At 65.8% G+C, this 15,190-nt stretch carries 12 protein-coding genes; 7 read left to right on the top strand and 5 right to left on the bottom strand.

All coding sequences use genetic code 11. From position 1 onward, the window contains the following. Positions 1-7: 7 nt before the first annotated feature. The gene (locus tag MWU77_RS00730; RefSeq protein ID WP_374229792.1) at positions 8-493 is read right to left on the bottom strand and encodes a MarR family winged helix-turn-helix transcriptional regulator; all 486 of its coding nucleotides are present in this window, start codon (positions 491-493) and stop codon (positions 8-10) included. A gap of 74 nt (positions 494-567) precedes the next feature. Here MWU77_RS00730 and MWU77_RS00735 point away from each other — a divergent pair, with 74 nt between their 5' ends. Next, the gene (locus MWU77_RS00735) at positions 568-2,406 is read left to right on the top strand and encodes an ABC transporter ATP-binding protein (RefSeq protein ID WP_247272715.1); all 1,839 of its coding nucleotides are present in this window, start codon (positions 568-570) and stop codon (positions 2,404-2,406) included. A gap of 18 nt (positions 2,407-2,424) precedes the next feature. On the opposite strand, the gene MWU77_RS00740 is transcribed toward MWU77_RS00735, so the two are convergent. Then, positions 2,425-3,195, bottom strand: a complete 771-nt coding sequence (locus MWU77_RS00740; protein ID WP_247272716.1) for an SDR family oxidoreductase — start codon at positions 3,193-3,195, stop codon at positions 2,425-2,427. Continuing rightward, the gene (locus MWU77_RS00745; protein ID WP_247272717.1) at positions 3,192-4,334 is read right to left on the bottom strand and encodes an isochorismate synthase MenF; all 1,143 of its coding nucleotides are present in this window, start codon (positions 4,332-4,334) and stop codon (positions 3,192-3,194) included. The genes MWU77_RS00740 and MWU77_RS00745 overlap by 4 nt, the downstream gene beginning before the upstream one ends. Before the next feature lie 248 nt (positions 4,335-4,582). Between MWU77_RS00745 and MWU77_RS00750 the strand changes: the two genes are divergently transcribed. Beyond that, the gene (locus MWU77_RS00750) at positions 4,583-5,620 is read left to right on the top strand and encodes an ABC transporter substrate-binding protein (RefSeq protein WP_247272718.1); all 1,038 of its coding nucleotides are present in this window, start codon (positions 4,583-4,585) and stop codon (positions 5,618-5,620) included. Between the two features lie 91 nt (positions 5,621-5,711). Here the strand turns inward: MWU77_RS00750 and MWU77_RS00755 are convergent, their stop codons facing one another. Next, positions 5,712-6,122 carry a hypothetical protein gene (locus tag MWU77_RS00755; RefSeq protein ID WP_247272719.1) on the bottom strand — a complete coding sequence of 137 codons (411 nt, stop codon included), beginning with the start codon at positions 6,120-6,122 and terminating at the stop codon, positions 5,712-5,714. A gap of 75 nt (positions 6,123-6,197) precedes the next feature. Here MWU77_RS00755 and MWU77_RS00760 point away from each other — a divergent pair, with 75 nt between their 5' ends. Continuing rightward, positions 6,198-6,431 carry a hypothetical protein gene (locus tag MWU77_RS00760; protein ID WP_247272720.1) on the top strand — a complete coding sequence of 78 codons (234 nt, stop codon included), beginning with the start codon at positions 6,198-6,200 and terminating at the stop codon, positions 6,429-6,431. A gap of 38 nt (positions 6,432-6,469) precedes the next feature. Here MWU77_RS00760 and MWU77_RS00765 read toward each other — a convergent pair whose 3' ends face one another. After that, the gene (locus MWU77_RS00765) at positions 6,470-7,906 is read right to left on the bottom strand and encodes an MDR family MFS transporter (RefSeq protein WP_247272721.1); all 1,437 of its coding nucleotides are present in this window, start codon (positions 7,904-7,906) and stop codon (positions 6,470-6,472) included. A gap of 131 nt (positions 7,907-8,037) precedes the next feature. On the opposite strand from MWU77_RS00765, the gene MWU77_RS00770 reads away from it, so the two are divergent. The 4 genes from MWU77_RS00770 to MWU77_RS00785 all read left to right on the top strand — a co-directional run bounded on the left by MWU77_RS00770 (position 8,038) and on the right by MWU77_RS00785 (position 15,116). Then, positions 8,038-8,922 carry a phosphoribosylaminoimidazolesuccinocarboxamide synthase gene (locus tag MWU77_RS00770; RefSeq protein ID WP_247272722.1) on the top strand — a complete coding sequence of 295 codons (885 nt, stop codon included), beginning with the start codon at positions 8,038-8,040 and terminating at the stop codon, positions 8,920-8,922. Between the two features lie 5 nt (positions 8,923-8,927). Then, positions 8,928-11,054 carry a S9 family peptidase gene (locus MWU77_RS00775; RefSeq protein WP_247272723.1) on the top strand — a complete coding sequence of 709 codons (2,127 nt, stop codon included), beginning with the start codon at positions 8,928-8,930 and terminating at the stop codon, positions 11,052-11,054. Between the two features lie 499 nt (positions 11,055-11,553). Beyond that, positions 11,554-13,314: an ABC transporter ATP-binding protein gene (locus MWU77_RS00780; RefSeq protein ID WP_247272724.1), complete on the top strand. Its 1,761-nt coding sequence runs from the start codon at positions 11,554-11,556 to the stop codon at positions 13,312-13,314. After that, positions 13,311-15,116 (top strand): ABC transporter ATP-binding protein, encoded by a 1,806-nt coding sequence (locus MWU77_RS00785; protein WP_247272725.1) that lies wholly within the window; start codon positions 13,311-13,313, stop codon positions 15,114-15,116. The genes MWU77_RS00780 and MWU77_RS00785 overlap by 4 nt, the downstream gene beginning before the upstream one ends. Positions 15,117-15,190: the final 74 nt, after the last annotated feature.

Below are 15,190 nucleotides of genomic sequence, written 5' to 3' on the forward strand. Positions count from 1 at the left end.
GACGAGATTACGGGCCGTCGTTCGCCGAGGCAACGGAATTTTCTGCCCTCGCGGTGTGGTTGTGGTCGTCGGTGAGCTTGAGGAGCAGGCGTGCGAGTTCGGCGCGTTCGGCAGCATCGAGTCGGGCGAAGACCTCGGCCGCGTCGGCGTCGCGCGCGGTGTCCAGTTCTGTCAGCATGCGTCGTCCGTCGTCGGTGAGTTGCACGCATACGGCGCGGCGGTCGGCGGGGTCGGGGAGGCGTTCGGTGAGACCGCGGGATTCGAGCCGGTCGACGACCTCGGTGACCGAGCGCGGAACGATGCGCAACGACTTCGCGACGACACCCAGACGTACCGGTTCGTCGGCGCTTCCGATCACTCGCAGCGCTCGATGTTCGTGAGGAGACAGCTCCCAGGGACGGAGTATCTCGTGCCAGCGTTTCCGCAGCGTACGGGTGGTTGCCATCAGCAGGTCGCGGAGTACGGCGGGGGAATCCGACATGATGTTCACCATACCTCAGTTGACGCCTGCCTCTTAATGAGGCAACCTCACTAAGTACGAACGAATCATGAATCGAGGTGGTGTGCATGATGCAGCCCCCACCAGGTCCCGGGCCCAGCGGCGGCAGAGGCCGCGGCGGCAAGGTCGACCCCAAGGACATCGAACAGCTGAAGGAATCACCCGTCAGCCTCCGGCGCATCGGCGCCCTGTTCGCCCCCTACCGCTGGCAGATCGCCGTCGTCGTCGCGCTCATCGTCGCCTCGTCGGTCATCTCACTTGCGAACCCATTCCTCGTCCGCGCCGTCATCGACGACGCGATCCCGCATCAGAACGTGCCCCTGCTGCTGTGGACGGTGGGTGGCATGCTCGCCGTCACCGTGGTCAGCTCACTGCTCGGTGTCGCTCAGACGTGGATTTCCACGACCGTCGGGCAGCGGATCATGCACGATCTGCGAACTCGCGTGTTCTCACACCTGCAACGACAGTCGCTGAGTTTCTTCACCCGCACCCGCGGTGGTGAGATCCAGTCGAGGCTGACCAACGACATCGGGGGAATGCAATCGGTGGTGACCTCCACTGCGACGTCCATCGCCTCCAACGTCACCACCGTGGTCGGTACCGCCGTCGCGATGACGATCCTCAGCTGGCGACTGGCGCTGCTGTCGCTGATCGTGCTGCCGCCGGCCATCTGGCTCACCCGCCGCGTCGCGAGGATGCGTCGCGTGATCACCGCGCGTCAGCAACGCCGGCTGGCCGACATGCAGACCCAGATCGAAGAAGGACTGTCCGTCAGCGGCGTACTCCTGGTCAAGACGCTCGGCACCGGGCCCGCGCTGTCCGGGAAGTTCGCGCGCACCTCCGACGATCTCGCCGACCTCGAGCTGCACGCGCAGCTGTCCGGCCGGTGGCGCATGGCCACTATGAACATCGTCTTCTCCGCGATTCCCGCGGTGCTCTATCTCGTCGCCGGACTGCCCGCTACGTCCGGCGGCATGACGATCGGCACCCTCGTTGCTTTCACCGGTCTGCAATCGACCCTGTTCCGGCCACTGATGAGCCTGCTCGACGTCGGAATCACCGTCACCAGCTCGCTTGCGTTGTTCAGCAGGATATTCGAATACCTGGATCTCACCGTCGAGATCGATGACCCGGAGGAACCGGTCCACGTCGATCTCGAACGGGTCGCGGGTGCAGTGCGATTCGAGGGCGTCGACTTCCGGTACGACGGCGCACACCGTCTTGCCCTGGACGACGTCACCCTCGATGTACCGGCAGGTACGCAGGTTGCCCTCGTCGGCGAGACCGGTTCGGGCAAAACGACTCTCGGCGGACTCGTCGCGCGGCTGTACGACCCGACATCGGGGCGCGTCACGATCGACGGTGTGGACCTGCGCGACATGGCGCTCGCCGATGTCGCCGCGCTGGTCGGTGTGGTCTCGCAGGAGACGTATCTTCTCCACGCGACCGTGCGCGAGAACCTGCGCTACGCAAAGTCCGATGCGACTGACACAGAGATCGAGGATGCCGCTCGCGCCGCACGCATCCACGACCTGATCGTGTCGTTGCCCGACGGCTACGACACGGTCGTCGGGGCCCGCGGCCACCGGTTCTCGGGAGGCGAGAAGCAGCGCCTCGCCATTGCCCGAACGTTGCTCCGCGATCCGCGGATTCTCGTGCTCGACGAAGCGACCAGTGCGCTCGACAACGAAACCGAACGTCTGGTGCAACAGGCGATCGACACCGCGCGACACGGGCGCACCACCATCACCATCGCGCACCGGCTCTCGACGGTTCGCGACGCCGACGAGATCGTCGTCCTGGACCACGGCAGGATCGCCGAACAGGGATCTCACGACGAGCTTGTCGCGCTCGGCGGTCGGTATGCTGCGCTGGAGGCCCGCGTCGAGCTACCCGTCGCAGTGTGAGCCGCACCTCGGACCGGATCACGCTCTGAGCGTGGCACCACCGTCGACGTACAGGGTCTGCATGGTGATGTGCCGGGCACGCGGTGAGAGCAGGAACTCTATCGACTCGGCGATATCCACGGGTTCTGCGATGCGTCCCAGTGGGATGCCGACCTTGAACTGCGCGAGATCACCCGCGATGGCGCCCTGCGCTCCGGTGTCGTCGTCGGGGTCGGCCCACAGCGTGCGTTGCATCGCCGTGTCGGTGGAACCGGGCGCGACGACGTTGGCGCGAATCCCGTACTGCGCGAGCTCGAGGCCGAGAATTCGCACGAGCATCGTCGCGGCTGCCTTCGAGGACCCGTACGCTCCCATGCCCATGCGGGGCACGCCCGCGGAATTCGAACCGACCACGACGATCGATCCGGACTTGCGGTCGCGCATCGCCCGCCCGACGGCTCGCAGCACGGAGAGGAGCCCGGTGACGTTGATGTCGTGGATGCGTTGCCATTCGTCCGGGTCGCAGTCGAGGACCGAGCCGACGGAGAACACCCCTGCGACGTGGGCGAGGCCCTCGATCGGGCCGTGGGTGCCTTCGATGTGGGCGATCACAGTGTCCACGGCGTCGCGGTCGCGGATATCGAGTTGATACGAGGGCGCAGGATCGTCCAGCATCGCCGCTGTCTCGCGCACTCCGTCGAGATCGCGATCGGCGAGGACGAGGCGATGTCCCGAGGCCGCGAGCGTCAGGGCGGTCGCCCGCCCGATGCCCTGGGCCGCGCCGACGACGAGAGTGACCGGCCGGGTCATCGGCGAACTCCGAAGGCATCGAGCACTGTTCCGAATTTCACTGTGGTCTCGGATAATTCGTCGGACGGATCGGAGTCGGCGACGATGCCTCCGCCTGCGTGGGCGGTCAGTGTCGTGCGGTCGGGGTGGAGGACGGCACACCGGATGGTGACCATCCACTCGCCGTCGCCGTCCTCGTCGCACCAGCCGAGTGCGCCGGCGTAGAATCCCCGGTCGCCTTCGAGTTCCTGGATCACCTCGCGTGCCAGGCCGGTCGGAGTGCCGCAGATCGCGGGCGTCGGATGGACGGCGAGCGCAAGGTCGAGCGCGGTGAGGGAACGGTCGCGCAGCCGACCGGATACGGGCGTGCCGAGATGCCACAACTGCCGAGTGTTCGTGAGGGACGGTCTATCCGGAATGTCGAGCTTTGAGCACAGCGGCTCGAGTGAGGCCCGCAGTGAATCGATGACGTGGGCGTGCTCGCGCAGATTCTTCGCGGAGGCCCGAAGCGTCTCGGCGGTGGCGCGGTCGACGTCGGGGTCCGAACTGCGGGGTGCAGAGCCGGCGAGGGGGTGGGCGGTGACGAGGTCGCCCCGGCGCCGGACGAGTACCTCGGGGCTTGCACCCACCAGGTGGCATCCGGACCACTGTGCACCGGCCGCGCTGAGATCGACGGCGAATCCGTTGCCGACGGTGTCGCGGGAAATCAGAGCGGCAAGAAGCGTTTCGGGAGCGAGGCGGCTCTCGGACTCGAGCGTGAGAGCGCGGGCGAGAACGACTTTCTTGAGCGCGTGGTCGTCGGCGCGGAGCAGTCCCAGCGCGGTGGTCACGCGGTCGACGTGTTCATCCTCGTCGGGGGTGACACCGGTGAGCCGAATCGTCGGTAGCGCAGGAGTTTCCGTCGTGTAGGGGGTGGCGATGTGGTCGAGGGCCTCGGGGGCGGTCAGCGCTGCGGGGTGGTCGGGGGCGAAGGGCAGGGCGCCGGCCACCGCGCGGATCCGGCCGGCGCGCAGTGCGGATGCGGCGTCGAGGGCGGAATCGAAGCGGTCGTGAACACCGTGGGCGAGCACGGTGCCGTGAGGGCGGGACAGCACGAATGGGGGTGGTGCGGTCCGTGCTGCCCGGTCGGTTGCGGTAGCGGCGGCGACCGGTGCCTGCATGCTCACACCTTTCGGTTGCGGCTGGTCGGCCGCGGCGGCTGCGCGCGACCGGTGACGAAGATATACGGATAGCCTTACCTTTGCTAGCGCTACGGGTCGTGTCGTGCGGCAGCCTGGATCCGAGGTGGCCGAAATTTCGGTCGAAACGGGGTGAACCGGGCGCTTGGCCTCGTCGTCGATGTCGGTTAGCCTAACCAATTGCGACCGGGGCGACGTGCCGCGGCGTAGTGACATGTGGGAGACACACGATGCGGGTTCTGGAACGGAGCCGGGGGCGCACCGCCGTAGTGCTCGGCGCGGCGGCCTTGTTGGCTGTCGGACTGGTCGGATGCTCGAGCGACGGTGACAGCGACACTGCAGATGGGGGTGCCGGCACCTCGGCATCCTCGGAGACGCGGACATTCGAGGCGCAGAACGGTTCCATCGAGATCCCGGCCGACCCGCAGCGCATCGTCGCCTGTGGCTACGCGGTGCTCCCTCTGATCCAGTCGAACGCCAACCTTGCTGCTGTGTGCGAGTGGACACGTGAGACCGAGAACATGGACGAGGAAACCCTCGCCGCATACGAGGAGTTGCCGAAGGTCGCTCCCGACATGTCGGTCGCCGACCTGAACTACGAGGCCGTCACTATGGCCGAGCCCGACCTCATCATCATGGGTGTTCCGGCGATGGTCCAAGAGCAGCTCGACATGGCCACACTGGAAACGCTTGCGCCGGTGGTGTTCCTCGGCCCCAGTATTCCAGGTGAATGGCGTGAACTCGGTGAGCAGTTCGCTGATGCAGCCAACGTGAGCGATTCGTACGGTGAGTTCAAGGACGAGTACGACGCGCGCGCTGCGGAACTCGCCGAGAAATACGCCGGTACTCTCGGCAGCCTGAAGTTCGCGGGTGTGTGCAGTGAATGTGGCACGAACCCCGGCGAATACATGCGCGAATACAAGTCGTCCTACACCACGAATCTGCTCGACGACCTCGGCTTCGACTTCCCCGGCACGCCGGCCGACCCCGCAATCACTCACGGCGAGTACCTCTCGTTCGAGCAGCTGCCGGAGAACCTCGGTGACGCGGACGTGATCGTCTACGGCATCGAAGCGGACGGATCAGTCACTCCGGCCTTGCAGGAACTGTTCGATTCACCGCTGTGGAAGGAACTGCCCGCAGTGAAGGCGGGTAACCTCGTCGCCGTCGAGCACGCCAACGCGGCGACTTACCAAACCGCTCTCCTCGCACTCGATTCCATCGATGCGGCACTCGAGAAGCTGCCCGCCAACCAGTCGCAGCAGTAGTACTTCGTTGCGGGTGCGTCCCCCCAACGCACGCCTGAACGGCCCCCGGCCCCCGGGGGCCGTTTGCGTGCCTGAACGAGCCGGTCATGTCTCAGGGGCGCAGAGCGTTCTTCGTGGTGCGTGCCCACGACTCGATCGCAGAGTAGCTGTCGCCGACGCCCTGCGTGTAGGCCACCAGGGCCCCGTACAGGTGCGCTCCTTCGGTGGCCAGCTCGATCGTGCTGACCCAGTGGGAGGCACGCGCCATGACGGCGGCGGAGATGTCGAGGCGATCGCGGGTCTCCCGCGATACCGAGGTGAATGAGTCGTCCGCGATCATGAACGTCTCCGTCACCCCGCGCCAGTAGTACTCCGCGTCCATCGCTGCGCGCAACGATTCGTAGTCCGTCGTCTCCTGCATCGCCGTCGCATGCCGGAGCTGGCTCGACGCGTGGCCGGACGAGCCGAGCGGGATGTACGTGATGTCGTCGATGGATCTGTTGTCACCGCGTCTGGTCCTCACCGCAGAGATGGTGCCTGATTGCGAGGCAGAACGGAACACGCGGTTCCAGAACGGTCGCGCGCCCGGTCGGTGATTGTGGGCAAGTCCCTGGTGATGGTGCGATTCGACATCGTACTCGTCGTCAGCGCGATCACGGTCGTGGTGTTGCCGTACCCGGTCTCGGGCAGGCCACGCCGCCGATATCCGATCGCCGGAGTGGACCTGTGGTCGAACTCTGCATCTTGCCGCGACCACTTACGCATGGCCGGTACGGTTTTCGTCTCGGCCGGTACCCACGCGAATTTCGATGAAGGGGGCGGCCCATCCTGACTCGTCATGCCCGCCGCATCGGGTGAACCTGGCCGAATTCAGGGGCGCTGGGTTTCTCTGCCGGGACGGTTCGGAATCGACGCTACACAGACGGCGAGCGCGAGCGCGCACACCAGAACGCCCGTGAACACGGGAGAGACGGACGCGGCGAGCTGCTCTGCGCCCGGTGCGGAGCCCTCGATCGCGCCGGAGCGAGCCAGCGCGGCGTTCGCGAGAGCGCCGAACACGGCAACGCCCACAGCGCTGCCGATCGAACGGGCGAAGGCGTTCGCGCCGGTGACGACGCCGCGCTCATTCCATTTCACGCTGGACTGGGCAGCGATGAGTGATGGACTCGCGATCAGACCCATGCCCAGGCCGATGACGACACAGCAGCCCGCGACCTGCCACGGTGCCGAATCCGGACCCATCTGTGTCAGGAGGGTGGTACCGGTAAGGAGCGGGACCGCACCGATGAGGCCTGTGGTGCGGAATCCGAGACGCAGGTACAGGCGTCCCGACTGCGCGGCCGCTATCGGCCAACCGAGCGTCATCGCGGCAAGTGTGAACCCGGCGACCAGAGCGGTGGTGCCCAGCGAACCCTGTACAAACGACGGCACGTACGACGTCAGGCCCAACACCACTGCGCCGACCAGGCACGACACCGCGCTGGTGGTGATCAGAACCCGGCGGGTCAGCACCCACACCGGCAAGATCGGCTCGGGCACCCGCGTCTCGATCACGACGAACGACACGAGCAGGACCGCACCGGCCGTGAAGATCGCAATGCTCGTCGTCGACACCCATGCCCACGACTGCCCGCCCTCGAGTAGCCCGAGGATCACCAGCGCCGCTCCGACGGCCAGCGTGGTGGCGCCTGCCCAGTCCACGGAGCGTCGCGGTCCATCGGGTTTCGACTCGTGGAAACTGCGCACGAGCACCCACGCCGCGACCGCACACAGCGGCACGTTCACCCAGAAGATCCACCGCCACGACATGAAATCGGAGAACACCCCACCGACCGTCGGGCCGACAATCGACGACATTCCCCACACGCTGGCCAGATAACCCTGGGCCTTTGCGCGCTCCGCCACCGTGTAGATGTCACCCGCGATGGTCTGCGCCATCGGTAGCACCGCGCCCGCCCCGATCCCCTGCAAGGCGCGGAAGGCGATCAGCGCCGGCATGCTCCATGCCACCGCGCACAGCACCGAACCTGCAGCGAACACACCGATACCGAACAACAGGACCGGTGTGCGCCCGAAGATATCGGACAGCTTCCCGTACACGGGCACGAGGACGGCCTGAGCGAGCAGATAACTCGAGAACAGCCACGGGAACTGGGTGAATCCGCCCAGGTCGTCGACGATCGTGGGTACCGCGGTTGCCAGGATCGTGCTTTCGAGTGCCACCAGCGCGGTGGCGAGCATCAAAGCGATCAGGATCGGCCCTCGCTCCGACCGGAAGCCGACGTCCACACGGTCCGACACGGCCATCACACCTTCCATTGTTCTGCCGCGTCGTCGTCCGGGGGAACGATCTTCGTGGCCTCTTCTCGCAATTGTGGTCGATGGGACATACGCCACGGCGTGCGCTACGAGTCGGTGTCGACCACTAGGGTGTCATCGTGCGTCCTTCACTCGAGTCCTACTCACACCTGGCAGGCGGCAAGGTCCGCGACCTCTACATCGTCGACGACGAGCACCTGCTGCTCGTAGCCAGCGACCGGATCTCGGCCTACGACCACGTCCTGGAGACCTCGATCCCTGACAAGGGCCGGGTCCTCACCGCGATGAGCGTGTTCTTCTTCGACCTTCTCGACGCGAACAATCACCTCGCAGGCGAGCCCGACGACGAGCGAATTCCCGCCGAGGTTCTCGGACGCGCGCTGATCGTCAAGCGCCTCGAGATGGTGCCGGTGGAGTGTGTGGCCCGCGGATATCTCACCGGGTCCGGTCTCGCCGACTACAACGCCACCGGATCGGTATGCGGCGTCGAACTACCTGAGGGGCTGGTCGAGGCATCCAGGCTTCCCGAACCGATCTTCACGCCCGCGACGAAGGCCGATCTCGGCGATCACGACGAGAACGTCAGCTTCGAACAGGTTGCAGAGAAGATCGGACTGAACCTGGCGATGCAGCTGCGCCAGGACACCCTGGACATCTACGACCGCGCCTCGATCTATGCCTACGAGCGCGGCATCATGCTCGCCGACACCAAGTTCGAGTTCGGTCTCGACAAGGCAGGCAATCTCGTGCTGGCCGACGAGGTGCTCACCCCCGATTCGTCCCGGTACTGGGATCTGGCCGAGTACGAGGTGGGCAAAGTTCAGCCGAGCTTCGACAAGCAGATCGTCCGTAACTGGCTCACCAGTGACGAATCCGGATGGGATCGCGCGTCGGACACGCCGCCGCCCGCACTGCCGCAGCACATCGTCGACAAGACCCGTGCGCGCTACATCGAGGCCTACGAACGCATTTCCGGACTGTCCTTCGACGATTGGATCGGCTGACCACGATGACCTCCCCGACCCCGCCCGTTGCCACGAAGGTTCCGCACGAGCGCACCCATCACGGTCACACGTTCGTCGACGACTACGAGTGGCTGCGCGACAAGGACAACCCGGAGGTGATCGCGTACCTCGAAGCGGAGAACGCGTACACCGAGGCGCAGACCGCGCATCTGGCACCGGTGCGGGAGTCGATCTTCGAGGAGATCAAGTCCCGGACTCAGGAGACCGACATGTCGGTCCCCACCCGCATGGGCGAGTGGTGGTACTACGCCCGCACGGTCGAGGGCAAGCAGTACGGAATCCAATGCCGGTGCCCCATCACCGACCCGGAGGACTGGACGCCTCCGGAGGTCGCCGTCGGCACCGAACTGCCCGGCGAACAGGTGCTGCTCGACGGCAACGTGGAGTCCGAGGGGCACGACTTCTTCTCGGTCGGCGCGTTCTCACTCAGTCATGACGGCACAATGCTCGCGTACTCGACCGACGTGGTGGGCGACGAGCGGTACACACTCAAATTCAAGGACCTCACCACCGGTGAACTCCTCGCCGACGAGATCCCCGGCACCGCACCCGGCGCCACGTGGGCACTCGACCACAGTCACGTCTTCTATCAGACGGTCGACGAGTCCTGGCGCCCCGACACCGTGTGGCGGCATCGGCTCGGCACCTCCGTCGATGACGATGTGAAGGTCTTCCACGAGCCCGACGAGCGGTACTGGGTGTCGATCGGCGCCACGCGCAGCGAGAAGTACCTCATGATCTGGGTGGGTTCGAAGATCACCACCGAGGGCTGGGTTCTCGAATCCGACAATCCCACGGGGGAGTTCCGGGTACTGCTGCCACGGCGTGAAGGCGTCGAGTACGGCGCCGAGCATGCCGTCGTCGGCGGCCGGGATCGGTTCCTGGTGCTGCACAACGACGTCGATCCCCGCACCGGCGAGAAGGCGGAGAACTTCGTCCTCGCGGAAGCGCCTGTCGACGATCCGGCGGCGCTGCGCACGCTGATCGAACACCGCAAGGACGTCCGGCTCGAAGATGTCGAGGCGTTCGAAGGTCATCTCGTGTTGAGCTACCGACGCGAGGCGCTCACCCGGCTCGCGGTGTGGCCGCTCACCGCCGACGGATACGGCGACCTCCACGAACTCGAATTCGACGAAGAACTCTTTGCCGTCGGTCCGGGCGGCAATCCCGAGTGGAAGCAGCCCGTGCTCCGACTCGGGTTCACCTCGTTCATCACCCCGACCCGCGTCTACGAGTACGTCGTGGGCACCGACGCGCTGTTGCTGCGCAAGTCGCAGCCCGTGCTCGGCGACTTCGATCCGTCACGCTACGAACAGCGACGTGAGTGGGCGACCGCCGACGACGGAACGAAGATCCCGGTCTCGATCGTCGCGAAGAAGGGCACACCTGCGAACGCCCCGACCCTGCTGTACGGATACGGCTCGTACGAGGCCAGCATCGACCCGGGTTTCTCGGTCGCACGACTGTCGTTGCTCGACCGCGGCATGGTGTTCGCAGTCGCGCACGTGCGTGGTGGTGGCGAGATGGGCCGGCATTGGTACGAGAACGGCAAGTCGCTCACCAAGAAGAACACCTTCACCGACTTCGTCGCGTGCGCGCGGCACCTCGTCGACACCGGCGTGACGAGCCCCGACCGGCTCGTCGCGGACGGCGGCAGCGCCGGGGGTCTGCTCATGGGCGCGGTCGCAAACATGGCACCGGAACTGTTCACGGGCATCCTCGCCAATGTGCCGTTCGTCGACCCCCTCACCTCGATCCTCGACCCGTCGCTGCCGCTGACGGTGATCGAGTGGGACGAGTGGGGCAATCCCCTCGAGAACCCGGAGGTGTACGAGTACATGCGCTCGTACAGCCCCTACGAGAACATCGAGGCGAAGGACTACCCGGCGATCCTCGCCATCACGAGCATCAACGACACCCGCGTGCTGTACGTCGAACCCGCCAAGTGGGTCGCGAAACTGCGCGCGACGAAGACGGGCGATGCACCCTTGCTGCTCAAGACCGAGATGAGCGCGGGCCACGGCGGTGTGTCGGGCCGGTACGAGAAGTGGCGCGAGGTGGCATTCGAGTTCGCATGGGTGCTCGATACCTCCGGGGCCCTTCACGAGTGACGGTTGTTCTCCAGCGGATCCGCAGGTGACGCGGTTTCGGTAGAACACCGACGAGGCGCACGATGCCCTCCGGATGTACGCCCGCAAAGGCGCATCCGGAGGGCATCTTCCTTTTCCCGCCGAAAGTGGGTGATCGACGTTTCCCTGGCAGGTCGATGTGCCACGCCCGAGCTACCTCTGTACCGATCGCCCTAAGGTAGGTTAGGCTCCCATTACTGATACCGGTCGAGGGGAGGATTGTGTCTACGGGGCGTGTCCAGGTTCTGCGTGTGATACCCGGTTCATGTTGTGCCGATGAAGTATTCGTGCAGAGAGACGCCCCTGTATCCGCACTCCACCCACGACGAACCCGATTCTGCGTGCGCGTGAATACGGGGGGCAGGCCATCCGCAGTGCTGGGCGCTGCGCCGGCTCGACGTATCGACCGACGCTGACATACCGACCGCTCGGAGCCGCCGCGACATCGATGGCTCCGTCATGGGCCAGGAGAGCCGAGTACATGCGACTACCAGTCTTCTTCGAAGCGCCTGCGTCACCGCTGCGCACCAAACACATAGAGGTCACGGAATCCACGACTCCGCGGGAGCTGACGCTGCGAACGATGTTCGCTGCGAAGAGGTACACGGTGCCCGGTGGCCTCCTGCTGATCATCCACCAGCTCTGCGGGGCGTTGGTTCCGGTCATCATGGGTGTGGCCATCGACCGTGCGATCAGCCCGAACGACGCGGGACAACTGGTGCTGTGGGTCGCTGTGCTCGCCGTCGACTTCGCACTCGTGTCGTTCACCTTCCGGTTCGGATCCCGCATCGGGTTCCTCGGGATGCAGTCGATCCAGCACCAGGTGCGGACGAGGATCACCGACCGGATCCTCGACGCACGAGGGATGGGCGGACCCCGGCGCCAACCCGGAATACTGTTGAGCATCGCGACATCGGACGCACGGCAGCTCGCCATGGCCGTTGCGATCGTCATCTACCCCCTCGGCGAATTCGCCGCTGTGGTCTTCTCGGCATTGATTCTGCTGTTCATCTCGTGGCCGCTCGGTCTCGCAATCCTGGTGGCAGCGCCGCTGATGCTGTGGGTCATGGACCGTGCAGGTTCGCCGTTGCGCCGACGGAGCATGCAGGAGCAGCAGGTCGCAGGGGAAGCTGCCGGTACCGCCGCGGATCTCGTGGGCGGCTTCAGGATCGTCAAAGGCCTTGGCGCGGAACACGAGGCGGGACGCCGATACCTCGAGGCCAGCGAACGCGCGCTGCAGGGCACCCTCAAGGCGAACGTCGCACGCGGGGGCTACCTGGGGTCGATGGAGATCGTCACTGGACTGTTCATCGCCGGAGTCGCGATCGCTGCCGGAGCGATGGCGGTCGGCGGTGAACTCACCATCGGCCAACTCATCACCGTGGTGGCAGTGACCCAGTTCGTGATGGGCCCCCTCCAGGCGTTCGCAGCGAACTTCGGTGCTATCTGGGCTCAGGCGTTGGCCTCGGCAGAACGCGTACTGACGGTGCTGCAGGCGCCGTACTCGAACGAAAGCACCGCTGCCGCGCGTGCTCCGCACGGCTTCGAACTGCACTTCGACGGCGTGACGTGTGGTACCGCGACCGAGGTCGATCGCCGCGTGTCCGAAGGGGAGTTCATCGCCGTCGACACGGATGCGGCCACCACCTCCGCGTTCGCCGATGTGCTTACCGGACTGGCGAATCCGGACGCCGGCGTGATCACCGTCGGCGGAGTGGACGTCCGAGATCTGCCCCATGACTCTCGCGCGAGAACCCTGCTGGTCGCCCCGCACGAGAGTGATCTCTTCGAGGGAACGATCGGCGAGAACATCGCCGCTACGGACGACGTCACCGACGACGCTGCGGCCCGTGCCGTATTCGCGGCGGCCTGCGACGATGTGGTGGCGGTGCTTCCCGACGGCCTGACCACCGATGTCGGAGAGGCCGGACGGCTGCTGTCTGGTGGGCAGCGTCAGCGTGTGTCGCTGGCACGGGCACTCGCAGCGAACCCGGACATCCTCGTACTGCTCGACCCGACGACCGCCGTCGACTCGGTGACGGAAGCGACCGTCGCCGGGCGCATCGCGGCTGCACGGGCAGGAAAGACCACTGTCGTGTTCACCTCGTCGCCGGCCCTGTTGGCAGCGGCATCGAGCGTGTGGCGTTTCGGCACTGCCGCAGGAGAGGCAACCGAACCGCACACCGCCACCGAGACGGTGGAAAGCGATATCGATTCGACGCTGATGGAGCCTTCGCGATGACCACCCAATTGAGTCCCGAATCAGCGAAGTTCCCCATCGCCGAGGCGCGGTCGGTGTGGCACGAAGTTCGTCGCGCGCTGCAGGGGCAGCACCTTCGCCTGGTCGCAGTCGTGGCAACCATGGTCGTCGGAGCTGCACTCGGTCTCGTTCCGCCATGGGCACTCGGCCGCATGGTCGATGCCGTCATCGACGGAGGCGGGACAGGGCGGATCTGGCTGCTCGGTGCCGCCATGATCGGCGCGGCACTTGCATTCGCCGGATTCACCGCGCTCGGAGTCATCCTGTCTTCCAGGCTCTTCGAGACAATTCTGGCGAGACTGCGCGAGCAGATGTTCACGACGAGTCTCTCCTTGCCGCTCGAACGTGTCGAGGCGGCGGGCAGCGGCGATCTCGTATCGCGAGCCACGGACGATGTCGAAGAGGTGTCCCGAGCGATCAGCACGGTGATGCCTGCACTGTCGACATCGTTGTTCACGGTGCTGCTCACCGCAGTGGGGCTGACCGCTCTCGACTGGCGGTTCCTTGCGGTGCTCGTGGTGGCCCTCCCGATCTACGTGCTCGCGGTCCGCTGGTACCTGCGCAAAGCGCCGGCGATCTACGCGGCCGAACGAGCAGCAATGGGGCTTCGAGCACAACAGGTGCTGGGCGGGGTGCGCGGACTGCGCACGGTGCACGCGTACGACCTGTCGCCCAGACTCGCAGACCGCATCGGATCCCACTCGTGGGAGGTCGTCCGCTGGTCGATGCGTGCCCGCATCGTTCAGAACCGGTTCTACGGGCGGCTCAATTCCGGCCAGTTCATCGTGATGGCAGGCCTTCTCGTGGCCGGATTCCTCCTCGTGGGCGCCGATGCACTCACCGTGGGAGCCACGACGACGGCAATGCTGCTCTTCCTCAGGTTGTTCGCCCCCATCGACGACCTCCTCCTCGTCATCGACGAGTTGCAGTCGGCACTCGCATCGCTCGCACGCATCGTCGGTGTGATCGAGGTAGGTACGGAGAAAGAGAACGAAGGGGCGGACGGTGCCGACCGAACTGCCGAATCCCGCACGCCTCGGCTTCCGTCGCGAGGTGCGCTCGCAGTGCGGAACGTCACGTTCGGCTACACACCCGGACGAGACATCATCCACGGTATCGATCTCGATGTCGCACCCGGCGAAACCGTTGCGGTCGTGGGTCCTTCGGGAGCCGGGAAGTCGACGCTGGCGGCCCTGCTCGCCGGGGTCCGTACGCCCGACTCCGGCGCGATTCGGTTCGGTGGCGTCGACATCCTGGATGTACCGGAGTCCGAGCGCGCGCAGCGGATCACACTGGTCACACAGGAAGTGCATGTCTTCGCCGGATCGTTGCGCGACGATCTGGCCATGGCGAACCCGAACGCCGACGACGCCGCCATGGAGGCGGCGTTGCGGACCGTGCTCGCCGGCGACTGGTTCGATCTGCTTCCCGACGGACTCGACACGGTCGTCGGGGACGCCGGCCATCAGCTCACGCCCATGCAGGCCCAGCAGCTCGCATTGGCTCGGCTGGTGCTCGCCGACCCACCGATGGTGATTCTCGACGAGGCCACCGCGGATGCCGGGAGCGCAGGCGCTTCGCTGCTCGAGCGTGCAGCCCGTGCGGCGCTCGCCGGCCGCAGCGCACTCGTCGTTGCGCATCGCCTCGGGCAGACTCGGGATGCAGACCGAATTCTCCTGGTGGACAATGGAACAGTTGTGGAATCAGGCACCCATGAGCAGTTGATTGCACGTGATGGCCGCTACTGCGAACTGTGGGATGCATGGAGCATGCATCGGCAGTGACCGTGAACGCGAACATGCAGAAGCAGGCCGGCGATCACCTTCCCGCTGCAGACCGATCCGAGAGGGATCCGATG

This window comes from Rhodococcus sp. F64268 (assembly GCF_023015605.1).
GTDB lineage: Bacteria > Actinomycetota > Actinomycetes > Mycobacteriales > Mycobacteriaceae > Rhodococcus.

What these genes read in the sequence shown, in the direction of transcription:
- MWU77_RS00730 (WP_374229792.1), bottom strand. Translation starts at nt 493, where the DNA reads ATGGTGAACATCATGTCGGATTCCCCCGCCGTACTCCGCGACCTGCTG.
- MWU77_RS00735 (WP_247272715.1), top strand. Translation starts at nt 568, where the DNA reads ATGATGCAGCCCCCACCAGGTCCCGGGCCCAGCGGCGGCAGAGGCCGC.
- MWU77_RS00740 (WP_247272716.1), bottom strand. Translation starts at nt 3,195, where the DNA reads ATGACCCGGCCGGTCACTCTCGTCGTCGGCGCGGCCCAGGGCATCGGG.
- MWU77_RS00745 (WP_247272717.1), bottom strand. Translation starts at nt 4,334, where the DNA reads ATGCAGGCACCGGTCGCCGCCGCTACCGCAACCGACCGGGCAGCACGG.
- MWU77_RS00750 (WP_247272718.1), top strand. Translation starts at nt 4,583, where the DNA reads ATGCGGGTTCTGGAACGGAGCCGGGGGCGCACCGCCGTAGTGCTCGGC.
- MWU77_RS00765 (WP_247272721.1), bottom strand. Translation starts at nt 7,906, where the DNA reads ATGGCCGTGTCGGACCGTGTGGACGTCGGCTTCCGGTCGGAGCGAGGG.
- MWU77_RS00775 (WP_247272723.1), top strand. Translation starts at nt 8,928, where the DNA reads ATGACCTCCCCGACCCCGCCCGTTGCCACGAAGGTTCCGCACGAGCGC.
- MWU77_RS00780 (WP_247272724.1), top strand. Translation starts at nt 11,554, where the DNA reads ATGCGACTACCAGTCTTCTTCGAAGCGCCTGCGTCACCGCTGCGCACC.
- MWU77_RS00785 (WP_247272725.1), top strand. Translation starts at nt 13,311, where the DNA reads ATGACCACCCAATTGAGTCCCGAATCAGCGAAGTTCCCCATCGCCGAG.